Raw genomic sequence first — 24,854 nt, 5'->3', positions numbered from 1 at the left:
GTTGTCTTTCGGTATGCCTTACGGTTTTCCACAGCACCATAGCACCCCCCACCCCCCCCCCCCCCCCCCCCCCCCCCCCCTCCCTCCCCCCTCCCCCCCCCCCCCCCCCCCCCCCCCCACCGCGGGTGTCGACGGAACAGGGTTCAAAGGGCCCTGAGGCCGTCCAGGAGTTGCCGGCCGCCGGGGCTGCCGAAGCCGGTGCACGGGTCCCAGCCGGGGCCCGAGGCGAACGCGCCGTTGCTCCCGTTCGTGACGTCCCGCAGGACGCCCGACGCGAACTTCGCGTACAGCAGCGGGTTGAGGAAACCGACCTGGGCGCCGAGTCCCTGGTTGATGCGCGCGAGCAGGGCGGACCACATCGGGGCGGCGGCGCTGGTGCCGCCGATCTGGGTGAAGTTCACGCCGTCCACGCTCGGGATGACCACGCCGGTCTGGGGATCGGCCAGCGCGGACACGTCGGGCACACCACGCCCGCGCGCGTGGGGCGGGTTCACCGAGGGCGGTACGCCCGCGCCGGCCTGGTACGCCGGCATCGGGAACACCTTGCTGATGCCGCCGCCCGTCCGGCTGCCCGGGCCGTCGTCCCAGACGGTCTCGCTGACGACCTGCCCCTGGCTCGCCACCAGGCGGGTGCCGCCGACGCCGACCACGTGCGGGCTGGAGGCGGGGAAGTCGGCGTGGGCGCGCTCGTCGAAGGCCTGGTCGCGGGAGCCGTCGTCGCCCGAGGCGCAGCAGATGCTGATGTTCTTCTCGGCCGCGTTGGCGAATGCCGCGTCGACCCGGGAGATCGCCGCGTTGGTCCACCGGCTGCCGAGGGTCGGCTCGGCGTTGCCGTAGCTGGAGGAGATCACCGAGGGCTTGTTGACGGTGTCGTTGACGATCCGGGTGATCACGTCGACCCAGCCCTGCTCGGTGAACTTGCTGAAGTAGACGACGATCTTCGCCTTGGGTGCGAGCGCGCCGACGATCGCGAGGTCGAGCATGATCTCGCCCGTGGTGTCGGGGGTGGCGAAATCGGCGTCCTGGCCCGGCTCGTTCCCGGGTGTCCCGACGCCCGGGACCACCACGTTGGTGATGTCCGGCATGGGCCGGTGCAGGACGTTGACGAAGTAGTTGCGCAGCGCATCGAGTGAGTAACCGCCGGACGGGACGCCCGGTGTCGTCTCGCCGTTGAAGGCGAGGACGGCGATGCACTGGCCGGCCCCGTCGGTATCGGCGGGGTAGGCGTACGGTGCCTCGAGCTGGGGCGGGAGGAAGGCGCCCGGTTGGATCACCGGGGTGGTGTGGGCCACCGGGATCCGGTCGGCGGCCCGGCGGATCAGCAGGCGGGAGCCGATCGGCCGGTCGTCCAGGCCGAACACGCCGGTGATGATGTCGCGCATCTCCGCGGGCACGCAGATCATGCCCTCGCGGCCACGGTAGGTCCGGGGGTTCTGGTCGGCGTCCTGGTAGCGGTAGCGGGCGAGGGTGACCTGGAAGGCGTCCGCGACATCCTCGGTGGTGCCGGTCAGCTGGATGCTGCGGGCCAGCGGGTTCTCGTTGGAGACGGTGAGGCGGTGTTCGGCGGCGAACGCCTCGACCGCCTTGAGGTCGGTGTCCAGCCACCGGTGGGTCGCGGCGTACTGGTCCTCGGTGGGGACGGCGCGGCGGGTCGGCGGCTGAAGCGCCAACTCGTACACGTCGGGCCGGGGCGGCGCGTCGGGGTCGCGCCGCAGGTAGACGGTGACGGTCAGGGGGGTACGTGAATCGGCCGGTCCGATGGCCCGCGCCCCGCGGAGCGGAACGCGGGCGCTGTCCGGCAGCGCCACGTAGTGGCTGCTCGACATGATCGCTCCAGCGGTCGGGTCGGAGTTCGTGGAGCTCGGGAAGGGCGCGACAGGGGCCGCCACCCTTCGACTGTCTTGACGGTCTTTACGGCGCACATTTATGTCGTATACGTACACCGTCCCTCCTGGGCCTGCCCCGAGTCAAGGGAGCGCGGACGCGATCGCCGGCTGCGTCCGACTCGCCGGACGGGTAGGCGCCGAAGCGCCGGGCGTGCGCATCGGCGACCCAGGTAGGGGCGGAGAGCATCGACCGGGCATCGGCGGAGCCGGCACGCATGCGCCAGATGGAGGCGGGGCCGGCCGGGGCTGCAGTGGATCCCCCCGCGTGTACGGGTCGGTCGTAGGCCGTCGAAGGCATGGCCCGGCGACCCCGCGGAGCGTCTCTCCTGCCGGACCCTCCCGGTTCACCCGGGCAGAAGGAGTGCCGGCCGGCGCCTGGCTGCGCGGAACCGACGGGGCGGACCGAGCTTCTCCTGGCACGCTGCCGACCCCCAGCGCTCCACGTGGGACCTCCACAGGTGTTCGGACTCGCGCCGGCGGGGTTCGGCTGTCGCTTGGAAGCTCGGCGCTGGCCGCCACCGCCCGGACGGCCCCGCGCGGCCGCCGGTGGGGCGCCGTCGGCCGCGCGGGGTGTGGCCGTCGGTCAGCGGAGGACGCCGTGGACGGCCTCCGGGTCGGTGGGCGCGAGGGGGGTGACGGCGGTGGCGGTCTTGCCGGTGAGGGCCGGCGGCGGGGTCACGTACACGGGGTCGGGCTCGGGCTCGGGGGCACAGGTCTTGGCGATGCGGCCGCCGCCCTTGGGGAGGCTGCCGTCGCGGAGGTAGGCGGTGAAGGTGTCGTCCAGGCAGGCGTTGCCGTGGAAGAGGATCTCGTGGAAGCTGCCGCCGGTCTGGATGACCAGCTTCGAGCCGGGCAGCGCGTCGTGCATGGCGAGGCCGCCCTCGTACGGGGTGGCGGCGTCCTCGGTGGCCTGGAAGAGCAGGACGGGCGGCAGGCCCTTGCCGGTGATCTTCGTCCGGCCGGCCGGGTTGCCCTGGGAGGGCCAGAACATGCAGGCCGCGTTGTACCACATGTTGTTGTACGTGTAGAAGGGTGCGACGGCGTTGACCTTGGCCTGGTCCTTCTTCCAGAACTCCCAGTCGCGCGGCCAGGCGTTCTCGGTGCACTGCGCCGCGTTGTAGGCGGGGAAGGCGCCGTCGTCGCCGCCGGGCGCCGCGTAGCGGTTGTAGGCGATGTTCAGCGGCCGGGTGTCGTGCTGGGTGAGGTAGGCCGAGAGGACGGTGGCCATCCGGGGCCAGCGCAGGAAGTTGTAGCCGCCGCCGTAGAAGGTGTCCTCGAACTCGGCCGGGCCGATCTTCCCGGCGGCCGGGGCGGCGTCCACCGGGTCGGTGCGCAGGGCGGCCTCGACCTGGTCGTAGGCCTTCTTGACCGCGGCGGTGTCGGTGCCCAGGTGGTAGGTGGAGTCGGCCTTGGCCGTCCAGGCCGCGAAGGCGTCGAAGCGGCGCTGGTGTTCCTTGTCCTGAAGGATGTTGTGGTCGTACCAGCTGATGGTCGGGCCGACGATGCTGTCCAGCACCATCCGCCGCACGTGCGAGGGGAAGAGCTGGCCGTACGTGGAGCCCAGCGAGGTGCCCCAGGATCCGCCGTAGAAGTTGATCTGGCGGACGCCGAGAGCCCGCCGGATGCTGTCCATGTCGCGCGCGTTGTCGACGGTGGTCATGTGCGGCAGGAGCCACGACCAGTCGGCCGCGCAGTTGGCGGCGTACCCGGCCGCCTTCGCCAGCCAGGCCTTCGACGTGCCCTGGCTCGGCTGGTAGTCGGGGCGCTCGCCGTCGAAGTAGTGGGCGTCGCAGACGACATGGGGATCGCTGCCGTTGGTGCCGCGTGGGTCGAAGCCGATCCAGTCGTAGGTCGAGGCGACGTCCTGCGGGATCTGCCCGGAGATGTAGGCGGGCATCCACAGCCCGGAGTCCCCGGGGCCGCCGGGGTTGAGCAGGATCGGGCCCTGCTGCTTGTCCCGGGGTGCGGTGGCGGGGAGGCGGTTCACCTTGATCTTGATCTTGCGGCCGTGCGGGTCGGCGTAGTCCACCGGCACGTCGAGCATCGCGCACTGAAGCGCGGGCGTGGCGGCGTCGTTGCAGGAGCTCCAGACGAGCTTCCCCTGGCCGACGTCCTCGGGGGCGGGTGTGTCGGATGCGGCGCTGGCGGACGCTCCGCCGAAGGCGACGACGGCTGCGGCCGCCGAGAACAGGGCTACGGCTTTTCTCATGAGGAGCATAATGTGATATGTGCAATGGCACATCCAGGGGGCTGGCGGGACGTTACCAAGCTGTGACTGCGGGGGAGTCGGGGTGCCCGGGGTCGGGGCCCGGCCACCCCACGCCATGTCAGGCCGGAGTGCCGCAGGCGGTGGTGCCGCAGCAGGCGTCCGGAGCTGCGCCGCTCCTGCCGAGGGTGTCGGCGTCGGCCTTGACCACGTAGACCTCCCAGGGCTCCTGGCCGGGGCCGGTCACCCAGACCTTGTCCTGCAGCGCGAAGCAGCAGGAGGTGTCGGCCTCCTCGAAGGTGGCCAGGCCGGACTCCTTGAGCCGGGTGGCGGCGGCGGTGACGTGCCCGGTGCTCTCGACCTCGACGCCGAGGTGGTCGAGGCGGGTGTCCGCGCCGGCCTCGCCCTCGATGAGGACGAGCTTGAGCGGGGGCTCGGTGATGGCGAAGTTCGCGTAGCCGGGGCGGCGCTTGGCGGGCTCGGCGCCGAACAGCTTGGAGTAGAAGGCGACGGAGCCTTCGAGGTCGGCGACGCGCAGGGCGAGCTGAATGCGGGACATGGCGGTCTCCCTGATCGAGAGGTCTTGTTTCGACATCTGTCGATACAGCGAGCTTGCCTCTTCGCTTAGATGGCTGTCAACATAGACGCATGTCGAAATCAGAGCTGGTCGTCCTGGGGCAGGACGACACCGTTGCGTGCTGCTCGCCGATGGTCCGCGAGCCGCTGGGCGAGGAGGCCGCCGTCGACCTGGCGAAGACGTTCAAGGCACTCTCCGATCCGGTGCGGCTGCGGCTGCTGTCACTGATCGCCTCTCATGAGGGCGGCGAGGCCTGCGTCTGCGACCTGACCGGCCCGTTCGACGTGTCCCAGCCGACCATCTCCCACCACCTGAAGGTGCTGCGGGAAGCGGGTCTGGTGGGCTCCGAGCGGCGCGGGACGTGGGTCTACTACTGGGTGCTGCCCGCTGCCCTGGCCAAGCTGTCCTCCCTGCTCCAGGCCCCGGCCGGCAGCGCCGCCGTGGCCGCCGGGGAGGCGAGATGACGGGGACGGCGCCGCTGGGGCGCCGGGCCGCGGTCGAGTTCGTCGGCACCGGAGCGCTGGTCACCGTCGTGGTCGGCTCCGGTATCCAGGCCACCCGGCTGTCCCCGGACGTCGGCGTGCAGCTGCTCGCCAACTCCCTGGCCACCGTGTTCGGCCTGGGCGCGCTGATCGCCCTGCTCGGCCCCGTCTCCGGCGCTCACTTCAACCCCGCCGTCACCCTGGCCGCCTGGTGGGCCGGCCGGCGAAGCGGGGAGGGGCCGAGCCTGCGCGAGGCCGCCGCCTACGTCCCGGCGCAGGTCGCCGGGGCGGCCGGCGGAGCGGTGCTGGCCGACGCGATGTTCGCCGAGCCGCTGGTCCGCTGGTCCACCCACGACCGCTCGGACCCGCACCTCCTGCTGGGCGAGGTGGTGGCGACCGCCGGCCTGGTCCTGCTGATCTTCGGCCTGGCCCGCACCGGCCGCGCCCACTTCGCCCCGGTCGCGGTCGCCTCCTACATCGGCGCGGCGTACTGGTTCACCTCCTCCACCAGCTTCGCCAACCCGGCCGTGACGGTCGGCCGGGCCTTCACCGACACCTTCGCAGGCATCGCCCCCGCCTCGGTCCTGCCGTTCGTCGTCGCCCAGCTGGCCGGGCTGGCCGTCGGTGTCGCCCTGGTCGCCGTGCTGTTCGGCCGCCCCGTGCTCGTCGCTGTGGAGGACGTCGTCGTCCCGCACGGTGAGCACCACCCGGCCTCCTCCGGCCGCTGACCCGGCCCGCCCTCCTGCCCTCCCCCCGTTGAAGGGACCCGCTCGTGAGTACTCCCGCCGTCCCGTCCGTGCTGTTCGTCTGCGTGCACAACGCCGGCCGCTCCCAGATGGCCGCCGCCTTCCTCGCCCGTCTCGGCGGGGAGCGGGTCGAGGTCCGTTCGGCCGGCTCCGCCCCTGCCGACACCGTGAACCCGGCCGTGGTCGAAGCGATGCGCGAGGTCGGCATCGACATCTCCGCCGAGGTGCCCAAGGTCCTCACCGGCGAGGCGGTGCAGGCGGCCGACGTGGTGATCACCATGGGCTGCGGCGACGCCTGCCCGTACTTCCCCGGCAAGCGCTACCTGGACTGGGAGCTGGAGGATCCGGCGGGCCAGGGCGTGGACGCGGTCCGACCGATCCGCGACCGGATCGGGCAGCGCATCCGCGCCCTGCTGGCCGAGCTCGGCATCGAGGCCGCCGAGTGACGGGCGCACCGGTGACCGTCGCCGCGATGCTCCCCGCCCACGCCGAGCAGGTCCTGGCGATCTACCAGGCCGGGATCGACGGCGGCGACGCCACCTTCGAGACGACCGCCCCCAGCTGGGAGGTGTTCGACGCCGCCCGGCTCCCGGAGCACCGCCCGGCCGCCGTCGACGGTGGCGGCCGGGTGCTGGGCTGGGCCGCGGTGGTGCCGGTCTCCGGCCGGTGCGCGTACACCGGGGTGGTCGAGCACTCCGTCTACGTGCACCCCGAGGTCCGGGGCCGAGGCGTCGGCCTGGTCCTGCTGCGGGCGCTGCTGGCGTCCACCGACGCCGCCGGCATCTGGACCGTGCAGTCCGGCATCTTCCCGGAGAACACCGCCGGCCTCGCCCTGCACATCAGGGCCGGATTCCGCGTGGTCGGAACCCGCGAGCGTCTGGGCCGCCACCACGGCCGCTGGCGCGACGTCGTGCTGGTCGAGCGCCGCAGCCCGACCGTCGCCTGAGAACCCTCTACGGCTCGCCGTCATCCTCCTGGCGGATTCGGCACGGGATTTCGCCGGCCTTTCCGCCCGGTGGGTGCGGGGGTTCGCTTTCTTCGGTCGCGATCCGCGGGAACTCCGGCACCGTTCCGGTACGCAAGGTCTCCGGGATGGTGCGGCGGCGATGGGATCCGCCCGTGTTCCGGGAAATGCCGGGCCGGTCAATCGTATGCACACCATGGGGCGGGAAATCCTGCGCGGAAATCACTCTCCGTCGCCACGTGATTGCTCATCGAAGTCGCTGGAGTCGCAGGGGTCCGCCCTGCTGGACCTCGCCTCGTTCACATGTCAACCACACATCCTTGAAGCATCATCCTCAACATCCATTGTGGCTACGCATGTTCGAAGGTAGAGTCCCGGCTCGCCGAGCACCGACAAGGGCTCGCACGGCATTCTTTGGGGCGGGCATGACAAATAACCGCAACATCAACGGGGCCACTTCCGACCTGATTGACGCGTTCACGGAAACCGTGGGCCGATTTTCTGCACGACCGGCGATTGTCCACCACGGACACGTCCTGAGCTATCGCCAACTCGGCATGTTGGCGGGCGCGTTGGCCGAACGGCTGGGTGCCGCTCCGGGCGTGGTCGCCGTGCCGGCGGTCCACACACCGGCGACGGTGGTCGGGCTGCTCGGTGTGCTGGCGGCGGGCGGCGCGTACTGCCCGGTCGATCCGGCCATCCCGCCACAGCGCCGGCAGGCGATGCTGACGGCGGTGGGGTGCCGCACCGGACTGGCCGCCGCCACCGGCCCTGACGACCGGTACGGCCCGGACGGGCCGGCCCTGGCAGTGCCGCTTCTGGCGGGGCCGCTTCTGGACGGGTGGGGCCTGGAGCCGGGCCTGGACGGGCCGGCCCTGGGGCTGGTCGGTCTGCCGCGATTAGCCGGTCCCGACTCGGCGGATCCGATGGCCGGGCCGCCGGCGGGCGAGCCGCGCCGGATCGATCCGGAGCAGCCGGCCTATCTCCTGTTCACGTCGGGTTCGACCGGGCAGCCGAAACCCGTCGTGACGCCCCGCCGGGCGATCTCCGTGGCCGTGGCGTCCCTGCGCGAGCTGTTCGGGCTGACGCCGGACGACCGGGTGCTTCAGTTCGCCTCGCTGAACTGGGACACCTGCTTCGAGGAGATCCTCCCGACCCTCACCGCGGGTGCCACCCTCGTCCTCGACGCCGAGGCGCACTCCGGCTCGTTCCCCCGGTTCCTGCGGATGGTCGAGCGTGAGCGGATCACCGTCCTGGACCTGCCGACCGCGTTCTGGAACGAGCTGGTGCTCCACCTCACCGAGGAAGGGCAGGCGCTCCCCGGCTCCGTCCGGCTGGTGGTGATCGGCGGCGAGGCGGCCAACCCGGCCCGGCTCGCCGACTGGGCCGCCCTGGACACCGGCCGGATCCGGCTGCTCAACACCTACGGGTCCACCGAGACCACGCTGATCACCCATGCCGTCGACCTGCACGGGCCGCGGGCGGCCGAGCGGGCGCGGCCGTGGGCGGCCGGCGACCGGGTGCCGATCGGCCGGGCGCTCCCGCACATCCTGGAACGGATCGGCGAGCAGGACGAGTTGATCGTCGGCGGGCCCGCGGTGGCGCTCGGGTACCACGGGCTGCCGGAGGCCACCGGGGCGCGGTTCGCCGTCGTCGACGAGGTCCGCTGGTTCCGCACCGGCGACCGGGTGAGCCGCGCGCCGGACGGCGTGCTGACCCACCGGGGGAGGCTGGACGGCGAGCTGAAGGTCCGGGGCATCCGGGTGGACCCGGCCGAGGTCGAGGCGGAGATCGCCGGCCACCCGGGCGTCACCGCCGTCGCCGTGACCGGGGCGACGGTGGCCGGCCGATCGGTGCTGGTCGCGTACGTGGTGCCGCGTCCCGGCGCCACGGCCGGCACGCTCGACGCCGACGTCCGCGCCTACCTGCGCGGCCGGGTGCCGGGCCATCTCGTGCCCAGCCGGATCACCGTCGTCCCCGAACTGGTGCTCACCGCGAGCGGCAAGGTCGACCGGGCCGGCTCGCACCGCCGCCACGCGCCGCACGGACCGGGCTCCGGCCGGACACCCGGAGCCGCCCCGGTCCCGGCAGTTCCGTCGGTTCCGGCGGTCTCGTCGGTTCCGTCGCAGCACTAGCCAACGGGACGGGTTCGCCCCTGCCCGCCCCGACGCGGCCGGCCGGGGCCCGGTACGGGCGAGGGCGGGGCACGCCCCCCGCACGCCCCGGCCGGGCCTCTTGCCAGGCCACCACCAGGTGCCCCACGGGCGCACCCACAGGTCAAAGGAGAGCACTGATGACCAGCGTTGACACCACGTCCGCCGACGCGGAGGGCGTGGCGGTGATCTTCCGCCGCGTCCTGGAGAGCGCCGACGTCGCGGCGGACTCGGACTTCTTCCTCCTCGGCGGCGACTCCCTCATCGCCACCCGGGTGCTGAGCGCCGTCGCCCGCACCTACGGGGTCGAGCTGTCCTTCGAGGACTTCGTGCTCGCGCCGACCCCGGCCGGCCTGGCCGAGCTGATCGCGTCCGCCGGATGAGCGGCCGGAGACGCGCCACCGTCGCCTCCGCCGTCGTCGTCGGGGCCGGGCCGGCCGGGCTGACCGCCGCGGCCGGGCTCGCGGCCCGCGGGGTCGAGGTCACCGTGCTGGAGGCACGGGACCGGGTCGGCGGTCGGACGCACGGGATCGAGGTTTCCCCCGGCGCCTGGGTGGACGCCGGGGCCGCCTACCTCGGCGACCGGCACACCGAACTCCTCGCCCTCCTCAAGGAACTGGACCTCGGCACCACGCCGACCACGATGCTGGGCGCCAGCCGCTTCGCGCTCGGCAGCGACAGGGGCGGAGACCCGGGCGGCGACCGGGCCGGCGACCGGACCGGCGGCGGGCACGCCACCCGGGACGGCCGATTCCCGCCGCTCAACGCCGTGGCGCTCGGCGACCTCTTCGACCGGCTCGCCGAACTCACCGCCGCCGTACGGCCGGACGCGCCCTGGCTCACCCCGGACGCCGAGCGGCTGGACACCCTGACGGCCGCCGACTGGGCCGAGCGGGAGCTGTCCCACCCGGACGCCCGGCTCTTCTTCCCGCTCTTCCTGGGCGAGATGATGGCCGCCGACCCGGCCGACGTCTCCGTCCTGCACATGGCCTTCTACCTCCGCTCGGGCGGCGGTCTGCGGTATCTCAACGCCTTCGAGGGCGGCGCCCAGCAGGACCGGGTGGCCGGCGGCGCGCACCTGCTCTGCGAACGGCTGGCCGCCCGGCTGGTCTCCTCGCCCCGCGGGCGGCTGCGGCTCGGCGAGCCGGCCCTGACGGTCCGCCAGGTCGAGGACGGTGTCACCGTCCGTACGGCGCGGGGCGAGTACCGGGCGGACGTCGCGGTGGTCGCGCTGCCGCCGCTGCTCGCCGACGCGCTCGAACAGCACCCCGCGCCGGCCGCGCCCCGCTCCGGCGAACGGACCGGACGCGGCTGTGCGGTGAAGGTCCACCTGGTCTACCCGACGCCGCTCTGGCGCGAGCACGGGCTCTCCGGCTGGTCGGTCAACGCCGAGGGCCCGCTGCTCTCGACGGTCGACGACTCGCCGGCCGGAGCACCGACCGGCGTACTGACCGGCTTCGTCACCGGCGCCGAGGCGCACCGGTTCGCCGCCCTGGACGGGGCGGAGCAGCGCGCCGCGGCGGTCGCGCAGGCCGCCCGGCTCTTCCCGATGCTCCCCGATCCGATCGGCTTCCACGTCACCGACTGGGTCAACGAGCCGTACAGCATGGGGTGTTATGCGGCCCTCCTCGGGCCCGGTGACTGGCTGCGGCTCGGGCCGGCGCTGACCGCCCCGCACGGCCGGGTGCACTGGGCCGGCACCGAGACCAGCACCGAGTACTTCGGGCTGCTGGAGGGTGCGGTCCGCTCCGGGCGCCGCGTGGTCGCGGAGATCCTCGACTCCCAGGCCTGAGCACCTCGCCGACCGATCACCGCGGGCCGGTCACTGCCCGAGGCCCGATCACCGCGGGCCGGGTCGCAGCCCGCGGCCCGAGCATCCGCGGCCCGAGCACCCCCGGCCCGATCACGGCCCGGCCCGGTGGCCGTTCCGCTCGACCGCCCCGCGCCGCACCACCGTACGTCCGGGCAAGGACGGCGGAGCAGCAGTCCGGCACCACCACCGCACGAACCCGTCCGCCGAGCACCAGATCTCCCACACCACCAAGCCCGTCCGCCCGTTCCACGAGAACCCGGCCACGGGCCACCCCCCAGGAGACGCCATGAGCGACCAGAGTTCCCACCAGAGTCCCGTCGCGCCCCTCGCCGCCCGCGAGCGGCTGATGACCGAGCCCGACCTCGGCGCCGGCAACTTCCTCGACCACGCCATCGCGGTGAACCCCCACCGCGCCGTCCCGTTCGCCTACAGCCACCACACCGACCACCGCGGCGCCGTCGTGCTGCGCGGCCACAGCCTGCTCGACCTCGCCGCCCTGCGCGACCGGTACGCCGCCTGGTACCACGCCAACGGCGTGCGCCCCGGCGAGCCGGTGGCCGTGGTGATCGGCGAGGGGCTGGAGCCGCTGCTGCACTTCCTCGCGCTGAGCGCGCTGGGCGCCGTCCCGGCCCTGGTCAACGACGCGATGCGGCACGACGTGATGGTCCGCTACCTCAACCACGTGGGCGTGGTCGGCGTGGTCGCGGACGACACCACCCGCCTGGCCGCCGCCTACCGCCAGGACCCGCAGCGCCGGCCCCGGTTCCTCGCGCTCGCCGCCGAGGTGCAGGCCTTCGACGCGGACGCCTCCGGCGGGCTCCCGGCGGTGTACCCGTACCGGCACGCGGCGGACGACGTGGTCGCGCTGATCCACTCCTCCGGTACCACCGGCACGCCCAAGTCGACGATGCTGGCGCACCGCCAGTTCTGGGACGGCAAGCAGCCGCGCATGCTGCGGTTCCCGGCGGAGCCGTACGACCGGCTGATGTCGCTGATGCCCCACACCCACGCGGGCGGCCTGAGCTACTTCCTCACCGCGACGCTGCTCGGCCTGCCGACGGTGGTCATGGCCGACTGGCGGCGCTCGGTCGTCGAGCCGGTGATGGAGGCGTTCGAGCCGACCATGGTGGCCTCGTTCCCGCGCACCTTCGTCGAACTCGCCACCGGGGAGCTGCCGGTGAAGGGCGCCGCCAAGGTGCACTCCTGGTTCAACACCGGTGACAGCGCGCACTACGGGCACATCCGCCGGCTGGTCCGGCTGGGCGAGCGCCCGGCCGGGCTGATCCGGCCGTGGCTGCTGCCGAGCGAGAAGGCAGGGCAACCTGCCCTCCCCGGCTCGCAGTTCGTCGACGGGCTGGGCTCCTCCGAGATGGGCATGGCGCTGTTCGGCCAGGTGACCACGCCGGAGACCGTCCGGGACGACCGCTGTGTCGGCAAGCCGCTGGAGGTGGTCCGCCGGGCGGCCGTGCTGGACCAGGACGGCGAGGAGGTCCCGGACGGCGCGGTCGGGCTGCTCGCGGTGGACACGCCGTCCCGCACACCGGGCTACTGGAACAACGCCCGCCTCACCGGTAGCTTCGAGCTGGCCGGCTACTGGCTGACCGGGGACGTCGCCCGCCGCGACGCCGAGGGCCGGTTCTACCACCTCGACCGCACGGTGGACGTCATCGACACCGCGGCCGGGCCGGTCTACAGCCTGCCGATCGAGGAGGTGCTGCTCGCCGACTGCGCCGAGCTGGTGCGGGACTGCTCCGTGATCGGTGTGCCGGGCACGGCCGGCGAGGGCCAACGGCCCGTCGCGGTGGTCCAGTTGCAGGCGCAGGCCGAGGACGCGCGGGCCGAGGACGTCCTGGAGGCCGCCAACAAGGCGCTGGCCGGGGCCGGTCTGGTCGCGCTCGCCGCCGTCCGCATCGCCCGCACCGCGGAGGAGTTCCCGCTCGGGCCCACCGGCAAGGTGCTCAAGCGCGAGCTGCGCACCCGCTTCGCCACCCTCTTCACCGGCCAGTAGCCGCCCGGATGGACCGCCCCGAACCCCCGGTGCGCACCCCGCCGCAGCAGCCGTACCAGTACGTCCGGACGACGCCGGTCGAGCCGGACTGGCGCCGGCTGCCGGGCTGGCGCGACGTGACCGAGGCCCAGTGGCGCGACGCCCAGTGGCAGCGGGCGCACTGCGTCAAGAACGCCCGGCAGCTGCGGGCCGTCGCCGGCGAGCTGCTCACCGACGCCTTCTATGAGCAACTCGCCGCCGACCAGGCCGAGTTCGCGACCATGCCGATCCTGCTGCCGCCGCAGATGCTGAACACCATGGCGGCGCAGGCCCCGACCGAGCCGCACGCCTTCACCGAGGCCTTCCTGGCCGACCCGGTCCGCCGCTACATGCTGCCGGTGCACGCCGACCGGCACCCGCGGTGGCCCAGCCACCCGAAGGCCGAACGCGACTCGCTGCACGAGGCACAGATGTGGGTGGTGGAGGGCCTGACCCGCCGCTACCCCACCAAGGTGCTGGCCGAGCTGGTCTCCACCTGCCCGCAGTACTGCGGCCACTGCACCCGGATGGACCTGGTCGGAACCTCCACGCCCCAGGTCACCAAGGCCAGGCTGGTGCTCCGGCCGGCCCACCGCCAGGAGCAGATGCTCGACTACCTCAAGCGCACCCCGGCCGTGCGCGACGTGGTGGTCTCCGGCGGCGACCTCGCCAACGTGCCCTGGCCGCAACTGGAGTCGTTCCTGCTACGGCTGCTGGAGCTGGAGTCGGTCCGGGACATCCGGCTGGCCAGCAAGGCGGTGGTCGGCCTGCCGCAGCACTGGCTGCAGCCGCAGATCCTCGACGGCGTGCACCGGGTGGCCGCGCTGGCCGCCCGGCGCGCCGTCAACCTCGCCGTGCACACGCACGCCAACCACGTCCGGTCGGTGACCCCGCTGGTCGCCGAGGCGGCCCGGGCGCTGCTGGACGCGGGCGTGCGGGACGTCCGCAACCAGGGCGTGCTGATGCGCGGCGTCAACGCCACCCCCGAGGACCTGCTCGACCTCTGCTTCGCCCTCCAGGGGGAGGCGAACATCCTGCCCTACTACTTCTACCTCTGCGACATGATCCCCAACGCCGAGCACTGGCGCACCAGCGTGCACGAGGCGCAGCGGCTCCAGGAGGCGATCATGGGCTACCTGCCCGGCTACGCGACGCCGCGTCTGGTCTGCGACGTGCCGGACCTCGGCAAACGCTGGGTGCACCAGGCCGTCGGGTACGACCGCGAGCGCGGCATCTCGTACTGGACCAAGAACTACCGCACCGAGGCGGAGGTCCGCGAGCCCACCGGTGAGGACCGGCTCGGGCGCCGCCACCCGTACTACGACCCGGTGGACACCCTCCCGGAGGCCGGCCGCCGCTGGTGGGCCGACCTGGCCGGCCGGGCCGGCCCGGCCGCGCCCACCGGGTCCCCCGGAGCCAACGGCCCCACTACGCGCGCCGCACACCCGCCGACCCCACGGACCACCCCGGAAGGAGCACGGTGAACCCCACCGGCCTCGCGAACGACCCCGGCCCGCTGCGCCGGATGTGCTGGATCTTCCCCGACCGCGAGTCCACCCGGATGACGGCGACCTGGCACCACTTCTTCTGGGACCTCTACGCCGAGACCGCCGAGGAGCTGGGCCTCACCTGGTGCCGGCACGCGCCGGACGCGGTCACCGTGGACGCCACCGACCCGTCCCGGCCGCTGGTCTACGTCGACGAGGAGCCGGTGACCCCGCAGGACACCCTCTTCGTCACCGCGCTCTACTCGCTGCCGTACCAGTCGATGGACATCTTCAACCAGTACGCGCTCTACGCGGTGCTCGAACAGGCCGGTTTCTACCTGCCGTTCCCGCCGCAGGTGTCGCTGATCGGCAACGACAAGCTCGCCACCGTGCTGCACCTCGCCGACTCCCCGGTGCCGCCGATCCCGTCGGTCCGGATCGGCACCGGCCGGGACATCAGCAAGCACCAGTACGAGGTCGCCCTCGGCAACCTCACCTACCCGGCCATCGTCAAACCGGCCGGCTGGTGCGGCGGCGGCGGGATCAACCTGGCCCGCGGCCCGGAGGACATCCGGGGCCTGGCCAGCCTCGCCCAGGGCGGCGACACCACGCTGATCGCCCAGCCCTACCTCGGCGACGGCACCGTCGACTACCGGGTCTACGTGGTCGACGGCGAGCCGTACGCGGTGATGAAGCGGATCCCCGAGCCGGGCTCGCCGGTCGCCAACGCCAGCCGGGGCGGGGCGATGGAGTTCCCGCCCGTGCCCCCCGAACTGGCCGAGGCCACCGCCTACTTCGCGGAGAAGCTGGCGATCCCGTTCTTCTGCGTCGACTTCCTGTACGACGGAGAGCGGTACTGGTTCTCGGAGCTGGAGCCGGACGGCGTGATCGCCCCGGACTGGTCCGACCCGGACCGGACCCTCCAACGGGCCGTCACCCGCGCCCGGTTCACCGCCTACCGGGACGCCCACGCCAAGTGGCTCGCCAACCGCACCCCCACCACCCCACGGACGGACCCCCGATGACCGACACGTTCTCCCTGCCGCCCGGGGCCGCCGAGCCGCACCTGCCCGTCGCCGCCCGGGCTCTGGAGCGGCTGCGGACGGTGCCCGCGCTGGCCCCGCGCTACGCCGGCCTGCCCGGCACCATCGGCACCCTCGACGAGCTGGCCGCCCTCCCGCCGCTGCTCAAGGACGACCTGAACGTGGCCCTCGCCCACCTGGAGCCGCGCGCCGGGACGGGCGCCACGTGGCTGTTCCAGAGCGGTGGCTCCACCGGCGCCCCCAAGGTCGGCTACGCGCCCACCGGCTTCTACATGGCCGGGGTGCACGCGCACTGGCAGCCGCTCGACCGCGACGACACCTTCGTCAACGCCTGGGGCGCCGGCCGGATGTGGGGCGCGCACTTCCTCGCCGCCGCGCTGGCCGACCTGGCGGGCTGCCGGGTGATCGCGCTCGGCTCGGTCACCCGGGAGGAGTACGGGGACTGGCTGGGTTTCCTCGCCGACCGGCGGGTCACCGCCATCGGCGGGACGCCCAGCGTGCTGCGGCTCTGGTTCGCCCACGCCCGCTCCGCCGGGCTCGAGCTGCCGGCCCTGCGCAAGGTGCTCTGGCTCGGCGAGGCCTGGCAGCCGCAGCTGGCGGAGGACATCGCGGCCGTCGCGCCGCAGGCCCGCCGCTGGGGCATGTTCGGCTCCACCGAGACGTGGGTGGTCGCCACCAACACCCCGGACTGCCCGGCCGACACCTTCCACCCGCTGCCCGAGCAGCTGGTGCACGTGGGCCCGGACGGGGAGCTGGACTTCACCACCCTCAACCCCGAGATGCTCAACCCGGTGCTGCGCTACCGCACCGGCGACGCGGGCGAGCTGACCACCTGCCCGTGCGGGCGGCCTGGCCGGGCGATGCGGGTGCTGGGCCGCCGGGACAGCGTGGTCCAGGTGCGCGGCCTCGGCCTGCACGTGGACGAGCTGGTCGCCCGGGCGGAGCGCGAGCCGGGGGTCTCCCGGGCGCAGGTGGTGATCAGCGAGAACGGCGGCCGGGCCACCGGCGTCGACGTCCTGGTGCTCACCGGCCGGGGCGTCGCCGTGGACACCGACCGGCTGCGCGCGCAGCTCCTCTCGGCGACGTTCACGCTGAGCACCGCGTTCCAGCACGACCCGGAGAACCTCCGGGTCCGCGCGGTCGACGAGCTGGTCAGCAACGACCGCACCGGCAAGACGGCCGGCTTCGTGGTCCGCGCGGCCGACCAGGACGCCTCGTGAAAGCCCGGCGCCCGGCCGACCTGGGGAGCGGCTTCAACCTGTTCTGGGCCGGCCAGACGGTCAGCGTGGTCGGCGACCGGATCACCGTCTTCGTCGTGCCCACCCTGATGATCTTCGTCCTGCACGCCTCCGCCCTCCAGGTCGGTGTGGTGGCGATGGCCCAGTACCTGGGCATCCCGCTGCTCGGGCCGGTGGCCGGCGTGCTGGTCGACCGCTGGAACAAGCGCTGGACGATGCTGGTCTGCGACCTGGTCCGGCTGGCCGCCGTCGCGGTCATCCCGCTGGCCTACTGGCTGGACTTCCTCTCCACCCCGCTGCTGTTCGGCTGCGTCGCGATGATCAGCGGCGCGACCATCTTCTTCAACGTCGGCTATCTGATCGCCGTCCCCGCCGTGGTGAAGGAGGACCAGATGGTCCGCGCCTACTCCCGGCTGGAGGGCAGCGGCTCGGTCGCCGAGGTGGCCGGCCCCTCGATCGCGGCGGGCCTGTACGGCGCGCTCGGCGTGGCCGCGCTGCTGGTGGACGCGGCCAGCTACCTGGTCTCCGCCGCCTGCTTCCGGTCCATGAAGCCGTGGGGCGGGCGCACCGTGGTCGAGGGCACGGTCTGGGAGCGGCTGACCGCCGGCTTCCGGATGAACTGGGCCGACCCGGTGCTGCGCCGGGTGGTGCTGGCGGCCGTCACGCTCAACTCCGGCGGCCCGGTCTTCGTCACCGTGCTGCCGGTCCTCGCCTACCGCGGTCTGGACGTCTCGGTCGGCGTCCTCGGCGCGGCCATGTCGGTCGGCGCCGTGGGCGCGCTGGCCGGCGCCGTGGTCGCCCCGCGGATCAGCGAACGGTTCGGCCTGGGCCGCACGCTCGCCTGGTCGCTGCTGCTGCACTGCCTGGTCGGGCTCGGCGTCCTGGCCGCGCCCGCACTGCCGGCCGGGCCGGTGATCGCCGTGACCATGGGCTGCTACGGCTTCTTCATGTCCTGCATCAACGTGTGCAGCGCGCCCACCCGGCAGTCCCGGATGTCCGCCGAGCACCAGGGCGTGATGCACGCGGCGTTCCGCACCGTCACCTGGGGCGTGATCCCGCTGGCCGCGCTCGCCGGCGGTCTCGCTGTCTCGCTGCTCACCGGACCCCTGGGCATCCGGGACGCCGCGCGCTGGACCATGGTCGGCGGCACCCTGCTGGCGGCCTGCTCCTTCCTGCCCGCGCTCGGCATCCAGGCCCGGCTCGACGCGGCCGCCCGTGAGCAGAGGGAACCCTCCGACACGGCGCCGGAGTTGACGGAGACCGCGCGGTGAGCGGGCGCGTCGTCCTGATCACCGGCACCTCCTCCGGGATCGGCCTGGCCACCGCCGTCGCGGCCGCCCGGGCCGGGTTCACCACGGTGGCCACGCTGCGCGACCCGGCCCGTGGGCGGGCGCTCACCGAGGCGGCCGAGCGGGCCGGCGTGACCCTGGACGTCCGCCGGCTCGACGTCACCGACGCCGACTCCGTGACCGCCTGCGTGGACGGCGTGGCCGAGACCTACGGACGGCTGGACGCGGTGGTCAACAACGCCGGCATCTCCAACTGCGATCCGACGCTGGAGATGTCCACGACGGCGGCGCTGCGGGCCAACCTGGAGGTGAACTTCTTCGGCGTCATCGCCGTCAGCCGCGCCGCGATGCCGCTGCTGCGCGCCTCGGCCGGCCGGCTGCTCACCGTCGGCAGCGTGCATGGCGTGGTCGGCCAGCCCTTCAACGAGGCCTACTGCGCGGCCAAGTTCGCCGTCGAGGGGTTCATGGAGAGCCTCGCCCCGGTCGCCGGCGCACACGGCGTCCGGGTATGCGTCGTCGTCCCCGGCTTCGTGCCGGACACCGGGTTCGGGGTCTTCCCCGACATCAACCGCACGACCATCGAGGCCGCCTCCGGCCCGTACGCGCCCACCTTCGCCGACTACCTGGCCTGGGTCGGCGGCCAGGGCTGGGAGGCCGCCGGGCAACCCGCCCGGGAGGTCGCCGAGGTGGTCGTCCGGACCCTGCGCGCCGAACGGCCCGCCTTCCGCGTGCCCACCAACGCCTGGGCCGCCGCGTACCTGGAACAGAAGCTCGCCGACCCGGACGGCGCCGCCGTCCAGACCCTCGCCCGTACCTGGATCGGCCGCCCCGACCCCAGCTGACCAACCGTCAGGAGTGTTCGTGCCCGCCAAACCGCTGCCGGAGCTGATCGACTTCGCCCGGCGCAACTCCCCCTTCTATGCCGAGCTCTACCAGGGCCTCCCGGCCCGCGTCGAGCACCTCGACCGGCTCCCCGTCATCGAGCAGACCGCCTTCTGGGCCGCCAACTCCTGGCCGGACAACCGGCTGCTCACCGGACCGCTGTCGGACGCCGGCGTCTACAAGACCGGCGGTACCACCGGCGTCCCGAAGTTCTCGCCCTGGTCGCGCACCGAGCACGCCGACTCGGTGACCGCCTTCGGCGCGGGCCTGGTGCAGGCCGGTCTCAGGCCCGGGCACCGGGTGGCGAACCTGTTCTGCGCCGGCGAGCTCTACGGCGGCTTCCTCTACATCGAGAACGCCCTGCACCACGCGCCGGTGGACAACGTCCGGCTGCCGGTCGGCGCCGCCCCCGACGCCTATGTGGCCGCCCTGATCGAGGACTTCGGCGTCGACGTGCTGGCCGGCGAGCCGATGAAGCTCAGCTCGGTCGCCGAGTACCTGGTCAGGCACGGGAAGACCGCCGAGCGCATCGAACTGCTGCTCTTCGGCGGCGACCTGCTCTTCGCCGACCTGCGGCCGATCCTCTCCCGCGCCTTCCCCAAGGCGGCCGTCGCCTCGATCGGCTACGCCTCGGTGGACGCCGGGCTGGTCGGCGCGCCGGTGCCGGGCGACGACGTCCGGGTGCACGAGGCGTTCCCGAACCGCACCGTGGTGGAGCTGGTCGACGACGTGACCGGCGAGCCGGTCACCGCCCCCGGGGTGCCCGGCCGGGTGGTGGTCACCAACCTGTTCCGCACCCTGATGCCGATCCTGCGCTACCCGACCGGCGACCGCGCCGAGTGGGTCGACGTCGAGCGCGGGCGGTTCCGCCTGGTCGGCCGGTCCACCGAGGGCGCCCGGGTCGGCACGGTGGCGATGCCGACCGAGGAGATCCGCGCCGTCCTGGTCGCCAACGACCCGGACCAGGTCATCTCCGGCATGCAGCTGGTCCAGCGGCGCTGGGACGGCAAGGACGGCCTGATCCTGCGGCTCGGCTGCACCGAGGAGCCCCCGCCGGGCCTGGGCGAACGACTGGTCGAGGCGGTGTACCGGGCCCGGCCGCTGTACCCCGACGAGGTGGCGGCCGGCGCGGTCCACCACCTCACCGTCGAGTGGGTGCCGCGCTCCGGGCTGATCACCAACCCGCGCACCGGCAAGCTCCAGCAGGTCGTGGACGAGCGTCCGCCGGCCTGATCCGGCGCGCCGCGCCCCGGTGGCCGGGCGGGGGTCGCCCCCGCGCCCGGTCAGCCGGCGTGCGGTTTCCCGGCGAGCATCACGCTCTGCCCGCGGAACTCCGCGATCACCTGTTCCGCGGAGTTCCGCACCGTCACGTCGTATATCCCGCTCCGCCCGGACCGGACGCGTTCCACGGCCTCGGCGGTCAGTTCGTCCCCGACCGCCGCCGGGGCCAGGAAGGTGACCTGCGCGGCCTGGGCCACCGTCACCGGGCCGTAGCTGTTGCAGGCGTAGGAGAACGCCGCGTCGGCGAGCAGGAAGAGGTAGCCGCCGTGCGCGATGCCGTGGCCGTTCACCATGGTCGGAGCCACCGTCATACGCATCCGCGCCCGCCCGGAGGACACCTCGTCGAGCGCGATGCCCAGCCCCTGGCAGGCCTCGTCGCGCTCGTACAGCGCGGCCATCCGCGCATTCCTCCCGGCGAATTCCACTGCTTCCGTGGTGTCCGCGCCCATGATTCCTGCTTTCCCCCGGGAACAGCCCGAAACGGCCGGTCCGACCTGCCTCCGTATTGCACCCGCATTACACCGAGCCCCGCGACGGGCTGTCAACGGTCCACCGGGTGAACGGAATCCCTGCCGGCGGCCGCTGCGGTCCCGCCGAACGGAATCTGCGGTGCCGGAGCCCGCGTCACTGGCGCTGCGTCACCGGGCCTGCGTCACCGGGCCTGCTCACCGGGTCGGCCGGGCCCGCCGGACGGTCAGCATGTCCTGGGTGTGGCCGATGACGTACGTGCCGTCCGGTCGGGCGAAGTGCTGCCGGACGTAGGCGGTCAGCTCGGCACGGTCCGGCAGCGGGTCCATGGCGGCCAGGTCGGCCACGTTCACCATGAACTCGGCGACGTCCACCGCCTTCTCCAGGCGGTCGGTGCGGTACCGGAGGTCGAGCGTCTCCAGCGCGTGCTCCTGCGCCGGCTCCTGCTCGCGCAGGTGATCGGCCAGCGGCCGCAGGTCGTAGCGGGCGCCGGTGAAGTGCGCGGCCATCCGCATGCACGGGCTCTCCGGGTTCTGGAGCATGACCAGCAGGGTGCCGCCGGGCGCCGTCCAGTCCAGGATCCGGCCGACCGTGCGCGGCCAGTCCTCCTCCGGGACGTAGTACAGCACGTGCGAGAGGTGGACGAGGTCCGCCGGCTCGGGCGGCTGCGCCCGGTCGATCGGCTCCGGCAGGACGAGGGCGTCGGGGCACACCAGGCGGAGCTTCTCGCGCATCGCCGCGCTGGGTTCGACGGCCACCGTGCGCTCGAAGTACCGCCCCAGGTACGCGGTGGTCCGGCCCTCGCCCGCGCCCACGTCCAGCAGCACGCGACGGTGCTCCAGGCCGGCAACGACCTCGCCCAGCCGGGCGTGGGTGAGGGGCTTCTCGTCGGTGCCCGCGAGGAACAGCTCGAAGGCACGGCGGTAGGCGGCACCGCTGACGTCCAGCACCCGCAGCGGACCCGACTCCGCAGTCCTTGTCTCCACCGGGCAACCCCTTTCGACGGCCGGCTTGGCCCGGCCAATGCACCGAGGCCGGGCGCCTCCGGCGCGCAGGGACGTTCCTGCCCGCGTGTCGCGGGGCGGGTGCCGGGGTGTCAGCGGTGCGGTACGCCGCCGACGAAGTCCTTGAGGGCGTCGAGACGGGTCCGGCGGTCGGGCGGGTAGCGGCGCAGGGCGCGTGCGGCCTTGCGCGACTCCGCACGGTAGCGCCATCGTGCCCAGGGGGACGTCGGTTTGGCCAGGCGCAGGACGCCGACCAGCCCGACCAGGGGGACCAGCAGGCCGATCACGCCCATCGCCGTCTTGCCCTTGAGGATCGTGCCGACGCACAGGGCCAGGTTGACCAGCAGCACCCCGGCGAAGACGAGCTGGTCGGCCGTGCCCGACCCGACGTCGGAGAACGGGTTGAACCCGGCGACCAGCAACAGGCCGACCGCCGCCGCCAGGAACGCCGCATCGACCGATTTGCGGCCCTCCTTCGCCCAGTAGACGTCCTCCAGGTGCAGCCAGAGCGCGTACTCGTCGACCGTCAGGGCGGCACCCGCGCCGAACAGCACGGCCAGGATCTGCGCCCCGGGAGTGTCCGGCCGGTACGAGAACTCGATCGCGCCGGCCACCAGCATCGCGAGGATGCCGTACACCTCGTGGTGCACGTGGGTGCCGCCGACCTCGACGTTGCGGAACGGCCCACGGCCCGCCCGGATCAGCCGGGTGACCGCCCGGGTGCCGCCGAAGGTCAGGATGAACGCGCCGACCATCCAGAGACCGACGCCCTGGTTGGGGATGGTGATGACCACGTTGATGTCGACTTCCGTGTGCCGCACGGTGGGTCCCGTCCCGTCAGCCGTGGTGCGCCGGCACCCGGAGCAGGTCGCGCACCGTGGCGGAGGGCATGTAGCAGCGCAGCAGGGACAGGCCGATCCGGGGCAGGTCGGCCTCGTCGCGGTAGAGCAGGAACATCGGCTCGTAGCGCGGCTGGAACTTCGCCTTGAAGGAGTGCAGGGAGCGGAACCCGTAGTACGGCTCCATGGCAGCGCCCAGCTGGTCGAGGATCCGGTCCAGCACGGTGGGTGCGTGGGCGGGGCCGGTGCGGGCCAGCGGCGCGCCGGAGAGCGACAGGTAGCGCGCGCCGTCCTCCCGGAGGGCGAGGCAGCTGGAGGCGATCATGAACTCGACCACCGGCCGGAAGCCGTCGCGGCGGCGGCGCATCATGTCCAGGGTCCAGCCCTGTGGCTCCCCGTCCGCGCCGAACACCGGCATCCAGGACGTCACGCCGTGGAGGCGCTCCTCTCCCTCCATGGCCAGGCCGACCCGCATCCGCGGATCCATGGCCTCCTCCACGCCGCCGAGCGTGAATCCCATCTCCGGGAGGCCCATGTCGCCGACCCACTCCTCGGAGATGCCGCGGACCTGGGAGAGGACCGGACGGGGCTGCTCGGCGAGGGAGACCAGCCGGTACTCGACGCCGTCCTTCTTGGCGCGGTTGAGGGCGGTGCGCACGTCCTGCCAGGCCTTGCCGCGGAATTCGAGGCCGGGCAGGTCGATCACGGTGTCCTCGGCGACCTGGACGGACCGCCAGCCCAGCGCGTCGGTGGCCTCGGCGGCCCGGGTGGTGGCGGAGAACAGGCACGGGACCAGCCCCGTGCGGTCGCACATCTCGGCGAAGCGCGAGATCGTCCGGGCCCGGTCGTCCGCCGCGCCCACCGGATCGCCCAGCGCGACCGCGACGCCCGCGTGCGCCCGGTAGGCGATGTAGCTCCCGCCGTCGTCGTCGGGGAAGAAGTAGGAGTTGTCCGGCCAGGTCGTCATCCAGGAGAGGTTCTCCCCGCCCCGGTGCACCAGCAGGTCCGCGGCCCGGGTCCGAGGGTCCCCGTCGGCCGACGGTGCCGGCGGCCGGGTGCCGGCCGCGGGGGCCCGGCGGCGGGGGCGCCGTGCCCGGAACGCGTCCCGGCCGGCGATCAGCACGACCAGTTCGGCGGTCCAGACCACCGAGGTGGGGACGAACACCGCGGCACCCGTGACCGTGACCTGCTCGTCGAGGGCCTTGCCGATCACGTACACGACCCCGACGAACAGGCCCAGCAGCGCGTTCAGCGCGCAGAGCAGCACCGTCCAGCGCCAGGCGGTGCGGCGGCCGCGGCGCAGCCCGTTGATCAGCAGCCCGATGAGCGCCAGGGAGAGCAGGACCTGCCAGCCCGGTCCGCCCAGCCCCCTGGTCTCCCCGACCGGGCTGCGGCCGGGGGCCAGCCAGACGACCAGCAGGATCGCCGCGATCAGGAGCAGGCCGGCCACGGCCAGCAGCCGCCACTCCCGGCGGCTGAGCCGGCCGGAGGTCCGGGCGGCTCCCGGCACCCGCAGCCAGTGGGTCGCCGCCAGCCCGCCGGTGACCGCCAGCGCGTGCTCCAGGTCGTCGAGCCCGCCGACGTACAGCAGTGAGACGCCGGCGTAGGCGATCAGGCCGAGCCGCAGCCGCTGGCGCCACGGCGAGGCCAGGGCCGCCGAGGCCACCGCGCCCGCGCAGAGCGCGCCCGCCGAGATGCCGACGTCGACGGTGCCGGCGAGGTCCTTCGCCCAGGTCCACGCGGTGTGCCGCAGGGCGAACAGCAGCAGGGCGGCCAGGAGGACGGCGCCGAGCTGGCCGGCGGCCGTCACCGCGGCGGTCCAGCGGGTCCCGAGCCGTGCCTCCGCGAGCCCGCAGAGCAGGAGGACGCCGACGAGCACCGGGAGGTAGTCGATCGGCGTCGCGCAGAACAGCGGCCCGGTGACCAGGGTCCACCAGCGCCCCGTCTCGAACGAGGGCAGGCCGTACGCGACGTCGGGGTACCACGACCGGTCGGACACCGCGTCCCAGAGCCCGCCGACGGCCAGCCCCAGCAGCAGGATCACCGCGGCGGTGGCGAGTGTGAAGGGTAAGCGCCGTACTGCGGCGGTGACCGCGGTCAGGGCGTCGTGCCGCCACCGCGGCTCTGATTCTCCCGGCACCTCGCACCTCCGCACGGCGTGGCCGATCTCACCCCCACCTCGGGCCCGGAGCCTCCTTGCTCAGCGTATCCGGATTCGGCGACCGGGGCCGGGCGAGGAGACCGGGCCCCAAGCGGGCCGTTCGCGCGGGACGACGGCTGGACGAAAAGGAGTCATGTGCCCCCGGTTCTTGACATGTGCGCGTCATCACGGCTTAACCTGTGACGCGCTACCGATCGGTAGCCTCAGCGTAGACCCGGACAGCGGAACAGCGGAACAGCGCGAGGCGCTCCAACTCACCCACGGCCTTGCGGGTGCTGTGCGGGAGCTTTCCATCCCCTCAGGTGCACC

21 protein-coding genes are annotated in these 24,854 nt (G+C 73.4%); 14 read left to right on the top strand and 7 right to left on the bottom strand.

What is annotated here, in order from left to right; all coding sequences use genetic code 11:
• Nucleotides 1-143 precede the first annotated feature (143 nt).
• From ACZ5WK_RS37670 to ACZ5WK_RS37660, 3 genes are all read right to left on the bottom strand, one after another.
• Complete coding sequence (locus ACZ5WK_RS37670; protein WP_465554648.1) at nucleotides 144-1,826, bottom strand: S53 family peptidase; 1,683 nt, start codon at nucleotides 1,824-1,826, stop codon at nucleotides 144-146.
• Nucleotides 1,827-2,469: 643 nt separating this feature from the next.
• Nucleotides 2,470-4,095 carry an alpha/beta hydrolase gene (locus ACZ5WK_RS37665; RefSeq protein ID WP_465554646.1) on the bottom strand — a complete coding sequence of 542 codons (1,626 nt, stop codon included), beginning with the start codon at nucleotides 4,093-4,095 and terminating at the stop codon, nucleotides 2,470-2,472.
• Between the two features lie 118 nt (nucleotides 4,096-4,213).
• The gene (locus ACZ5WK_RS37660) at nucleotides 4,214-4,651 is read right to left on the bottom strand and encodes an ArsI/CadI family heavy metal resistance metalloenzyme (RefSeq protein WP_465554644.1); all 438 of its coding nucleotides are present in this window, start codon (nucleotides 4,649-4,651) and stop codon (nucleotides 4,214-4,216) included.
• An 89-nt stretch (nucleotides 4,652-4,740) separates the two neighbouring features.
• Between ACZ5WK_RS37660 and ACZ5WK_RS37655 the strand changes: the two genes are divergently transcribed.
• The 14 genes from ACZ5WK_RS37655 to ACZ5WK_RS37590 all read left to right on the top strand — a co-directional run bounded on the left by ACZ5WK_RS37655 (nucleotide 4,741) and on the right by ACZ5WK_RS37590 (nucleotide 20,025).
• Complete coding sequence (locus tag ACZ5WK_RS37655) at nucleotides 4,741-5,133, top strand: ArsR/SmtB family transcription factor (RefSeq protein WP_465554641.1); 393 nt, start codon at nucleotides 4,741-4,743, stop codon at nucleotides 5,131-5,133.
• Nucleotides 5,130-5,879 (top strand): aquaporin, encoded by a 750-nt coding sequence (locus ACZ5WK_RS37650; protein ID WP_465554639.1) that lies wholly within the window; start codon nucleotides 5,130-5,132, stop codon nucleotides 5,877-5,879. The genes ACZ5WK_RS37655 and ACZ5WK_RS37650 overlap by 4 nt, the downstream gene beginning before the upstream one ends.
• A gap of 44 nt (nucleotides 5,880-5,923) precedes the next feature.
• Nucleotides 5,924-6,343 carry an arsenate reductase ArsC gene (locus ACZ5WK_RS37645; protein ID WP_465554637.1) on the top strand — a complete coding sequence of 140 codons (420 nt, stop codon included), beginning with the start codon at nucleotides 5,924-5,926 and terminating at the stop codon, nucleotides 6,341-6,343.
• Between the two features lie 26 nt (nucleotides 6,344-6,369).
• The gene (locus tag ACZ5WK_RS37640) at nucleotides 6,370-6,843 is read left to right on the top strand and encodes a GNAT family N-acetyltransferase (RefSeq protein ID WP_465554649.1); all 474 of its coding nucleotides are present in this window, start codon (nucleotides 6,370-6,372) and stop codon (nucleotides 6,841-6,843) included.
• A gap of 146 nt (nucleotides 6,844-6,989) precedes the next feature.
• Entirely contained in the window at nucleotides 6,990-8,996 is a 2,007-nt protein-coding gene (locus tag ACZ5WK_RS37635; RefSeq protein ID WP_465554635.1) for an AMP-binding protein, read from the top strand.
• Nucleotides 8,997-9,154: 158 nt separating this feature from the next.
• The gene (locus tag ACZ5WK_RS37630; protein WP_396320424.1) at nucleotides 9,155-9,397 is read left to right on the top strand and encodes a phosphopantetheine-binding protein; all 243 of its coding nucleotides are present in this window, start codon (nucleotides 9,155-9,157) and stop codon (nucleotides 9,395-9,397) included.
• On the top strand, nucleotides 9,394-10,806 hold the full coding sequence (locus ACZ5WK_RS37625; protein ID WP_465554633.1) for a flavin monoamine oxidase family protein: 1,413 nt from the start codon (nucleotides 9,394-9,396) through the stop codon (nucleotides 10,804-10,806). The genes ACZ5WK_RS37630 and ACZ5WK_RS37625 overlap by 4 nt, the downstream gene beginning before the upstream one ends.
• Nucleotides 10,807-11,113: 307 nt before the next feature.
• Nucleotides 11,114-12,835, top strand: a complete 1,722-nt coding sequence (locus ACZ5WK_RS37620) for a class I adenylate-forming enzyme family protein (protein ID WP_465554631.1) — start codon at nucleotides 11,114-11,116, stop codon at nucleotides 12,833-12,835.
• Between the two features lie 8 nt (nucleotides 12,836-12,843).
• Nucleotides 12,844-14,337, top strand: coding sequence for a KamA family radical SAM protein (locus ACZ5WK_RS37615; protein WP_465554628.1), 1,494 nt, complete (start codon nucleotides 12,844-12,846; stop codon nucleotides 14,335-14,337).
• Entirely contained in the window at nucleotides 14,334-15,365 is a 1,032-nt protein-coding gene (locus ACZ5WK_RS37610) for an ATP-grasp domain-containing protein (protein ID WP_465554626.1), read from the top strand. Before ACZ5WK_RS37615 ends, ACZ5WK_RS37610 begins: the two co-directional genes overlap by 4 nt.
• Complete coding sequence (locus ACZ5WK_RS37605; RefSeq protein WP_465554624.1) at nucleotides 15,362-16,603, top strand: phenylacetate--CoA ligase family protein; 1,242 nt, start codon at nucleotides 15,362-15,364, stop codon at nucleotides 16,601-16,603. The genes ACZ5WK_RS37610 and ACZ5WK_RS37605 overlap by 4 nt, the downstream gene beginning before the upstream one ends.
• Nucleotides 16,600-17,892 carry an MFS transporter gene (locus tag ACZ5WK_RS37600; RefSeq protein WP_465554622.1) on the top strand — a complete coding sequence of 431 codons (1,293 nt, stop codon included), beginning with the start codon at nucleotides 16,600-16,602 and terminating at the stop codon, nucleotides 17,890-17,892. The genes ACZ5WK_RS37605 and ACZ5WK_RS37600 overlap by 4 nt, the downstream gene beginning before the upstream one ends.
• Nucleotides 17,889-18,752 carry an SDR family NAD(P)-dependent oxidoreductase gene (locus ACZ5WK_RS37595; RefSeq protein WP_465554620.1) on the top strand — a complete coding sequence of 288 codons (864 nt, stop codon included), beginning with the start codon at nucleotides 17,889-17,891 and terminating at the stop codon, nucleotides 18,750-18,752. Before ACZ5WK_RS37600 ends, ACZ5WK_RS37595 begins: the two co-directional genes overlap by 4 nt.
• Before the next feature lie 19 nt (nucleotides 18,753-18,771).
• Entirely contained in the window at nucleotides 18,772-20,025 is a 1,254-nt protein-coding gene (locus tag ACZ5WK_RS37590) for a phenylacetate--CoA ligase family protein (RefSeq protein WP_465554618.1), read from the top strand.
• 50 nt (nucleotides 20,026-20,075) lie between these two features.
• On the opposite strand, the gene paaI is transcribed toward ACZ5WK_RS37590, so the two are convergent.
• From paaI to ACZ5WK_RS37570, 4 genes are all read right to left on the bottom strand, one after another.
• Nucleotides 20,076-20,471, bottom strand: coding sequence for a hydroxyphenylacetyl-CoA thioesterase PaaI (gene paaI / locus ACZ5WK_RS37585; protein WP_396320565.1), 396 nt, complete (start codon nucleotides 20,469-20,471; stop codon nucleotides 20,076-20,078).
• Nucleotides 20,472-20,738: 267 nt separating this feature from the next.
• Nucleotides 20,739-21,527: a class I SAM-dependent methyltransferase gene (locus ACZ5WK_RS37580; protein WP_465554616.1), complete on the bottom strand. Its 789-nt coding sequence runs from the start codon at nucleotides 21,525-21,527 to the stop codon at nucleotides 20,739-20,741.
• Between the two features lie 110 nt (nucleotides 21,528-21,637).
• Nucleotides 21,638-22,366 carry a hypothetical protein gene (locus ACZ5WK_RS37575; protein WP_465554614.1) on the bottom strand — a complete coding sequence of 243 codons (729 nt, stop codon included), beginning with the start codon at nucleotides 22,364-22,366 and terminating at the stop codon, nucleotides 21,638-21,640.
• A gap of 16 nt (nucleotides 22,367-22,382) precedes the next feature.
• Nucleotides 22,383-24,524, bottom strand: coding sequence for a bifunctional lysylphosphatidylglycerol flippase/synthetase MprF (locus ACZ5WK_RS37570; RefSeq protein ID WP_465554612.1), 2,142 nt, complete (start codon nucleotides 24,522-24,524; stop codon nucleotides 22,383-22,385).
• Nucleotides 24,525-24,854 lie beyond the last annotated feature (330 nt).

The sequence above is a fragment of the Kitasatospora sp. NPDC032757 genome (assembly GCF_055579305.1).
Note: the sequence above shows the minus strand (reverse complement) of the source record. Positions and strands in the feature narration are given on the sequence as shown.

Bases quoted from the DNA above. Each gene is read 5' to 3' on its own strand.
- ACZ5WK_RS37670 (WP_465554648.1), bottom strand. From the start codon at position 1,826: ATGTCGAGCAGCCACTACGTGGCGCTGCCGGACAGCGCCCGCGTTCCG.
- ACZ5WK_RS37665 (WP_465554646.1), bottom strand. From the start codon at position 4,095: ATGAGAAAAGCCGTAGCCCTGTTCTCGGCGGCCGCAGCCGTCGTCGCC.
- ACZ5WK_RS37660 (WP_465554644.1), bottom strand. From the start codon at position 4,651: ATGTCCCGCATTCAGCTCGCCCTGCGCGTCGCCGACCTCGAAGGCTCC.
- ACZ5WK_RS37655 (WP_465554641.1), top strand. From the start codon at position 4,741: ATGTCGAAATCAGAGCTGGTCGTCCTGGGGCAGGACGACACCGTTGCG.
- ACZ5WK_RS37650 (WP_465554639.1), top strand. From the start codon at position 5,130: ATGACGGGGACGGCGCCGCTGGGGCGCCGGGCCGCGGTCGAGTTCGTC.
- ACZ5WK_RS37640 (WP_465554649.1), top strand. From the start codon at position 6,370: ATGCTCCCCGCCCACGCCGAGCAGGTCCTGGCGATCTACCAGGCCGGG.
- ACZ5WK_RS37635 (WP_465554635.1), top strand. From the start codon at position 6,990: ATGGTGCGGCGGCGATGGGATCCGCCCGTGTTCCGGGAAATGCCGGGC.
- ACZ5WK_RS37630 (WP_396320424.1), top strand. From the start codon at position 9,155: ATGACCAGCGTTGACACCACGTCCGCCGACGCGGAGGGCGTGGCGGTG.
- ACZ5WK_RS37625 (WP_465554633.1), top strand. From the start codon at position 9,394: ATGAGCGGCCGGAGACGCGCCACCGTCGCCTCCGCCGTCGTCGTCGGG.
- ACZ5WK_RS37620 (WP_465554631.1), top strand. From the start codon at position 11,114: ATGAGCGACCAGAGTTCCCACCAGAGTCCCGTCGCGCCCCTCGCCGCC.
- ACZ5WK_RS37615 (WP_465554628.1), top strand. From the start codon at position 12,844: ATGGACCGCCCCGAACCCCCGGTGCGCACCCCGCCGCAGCAGCCGTAC.
- ACZ5WK_RS37605 (WP_465554624.1), top strand. From the start codon at position 15,362: ATGACCGACACGTTCTCCCTGCCGCCCGGGGCCGCCGAGCCGCACCTG.
- paaI (WP_396320565.1), bottom strand. From the start codon at position 20,471: ATGGCCGCGCTGTACGAGCGCGACGAGGCCTGCCAGGGGCTGGGCATC.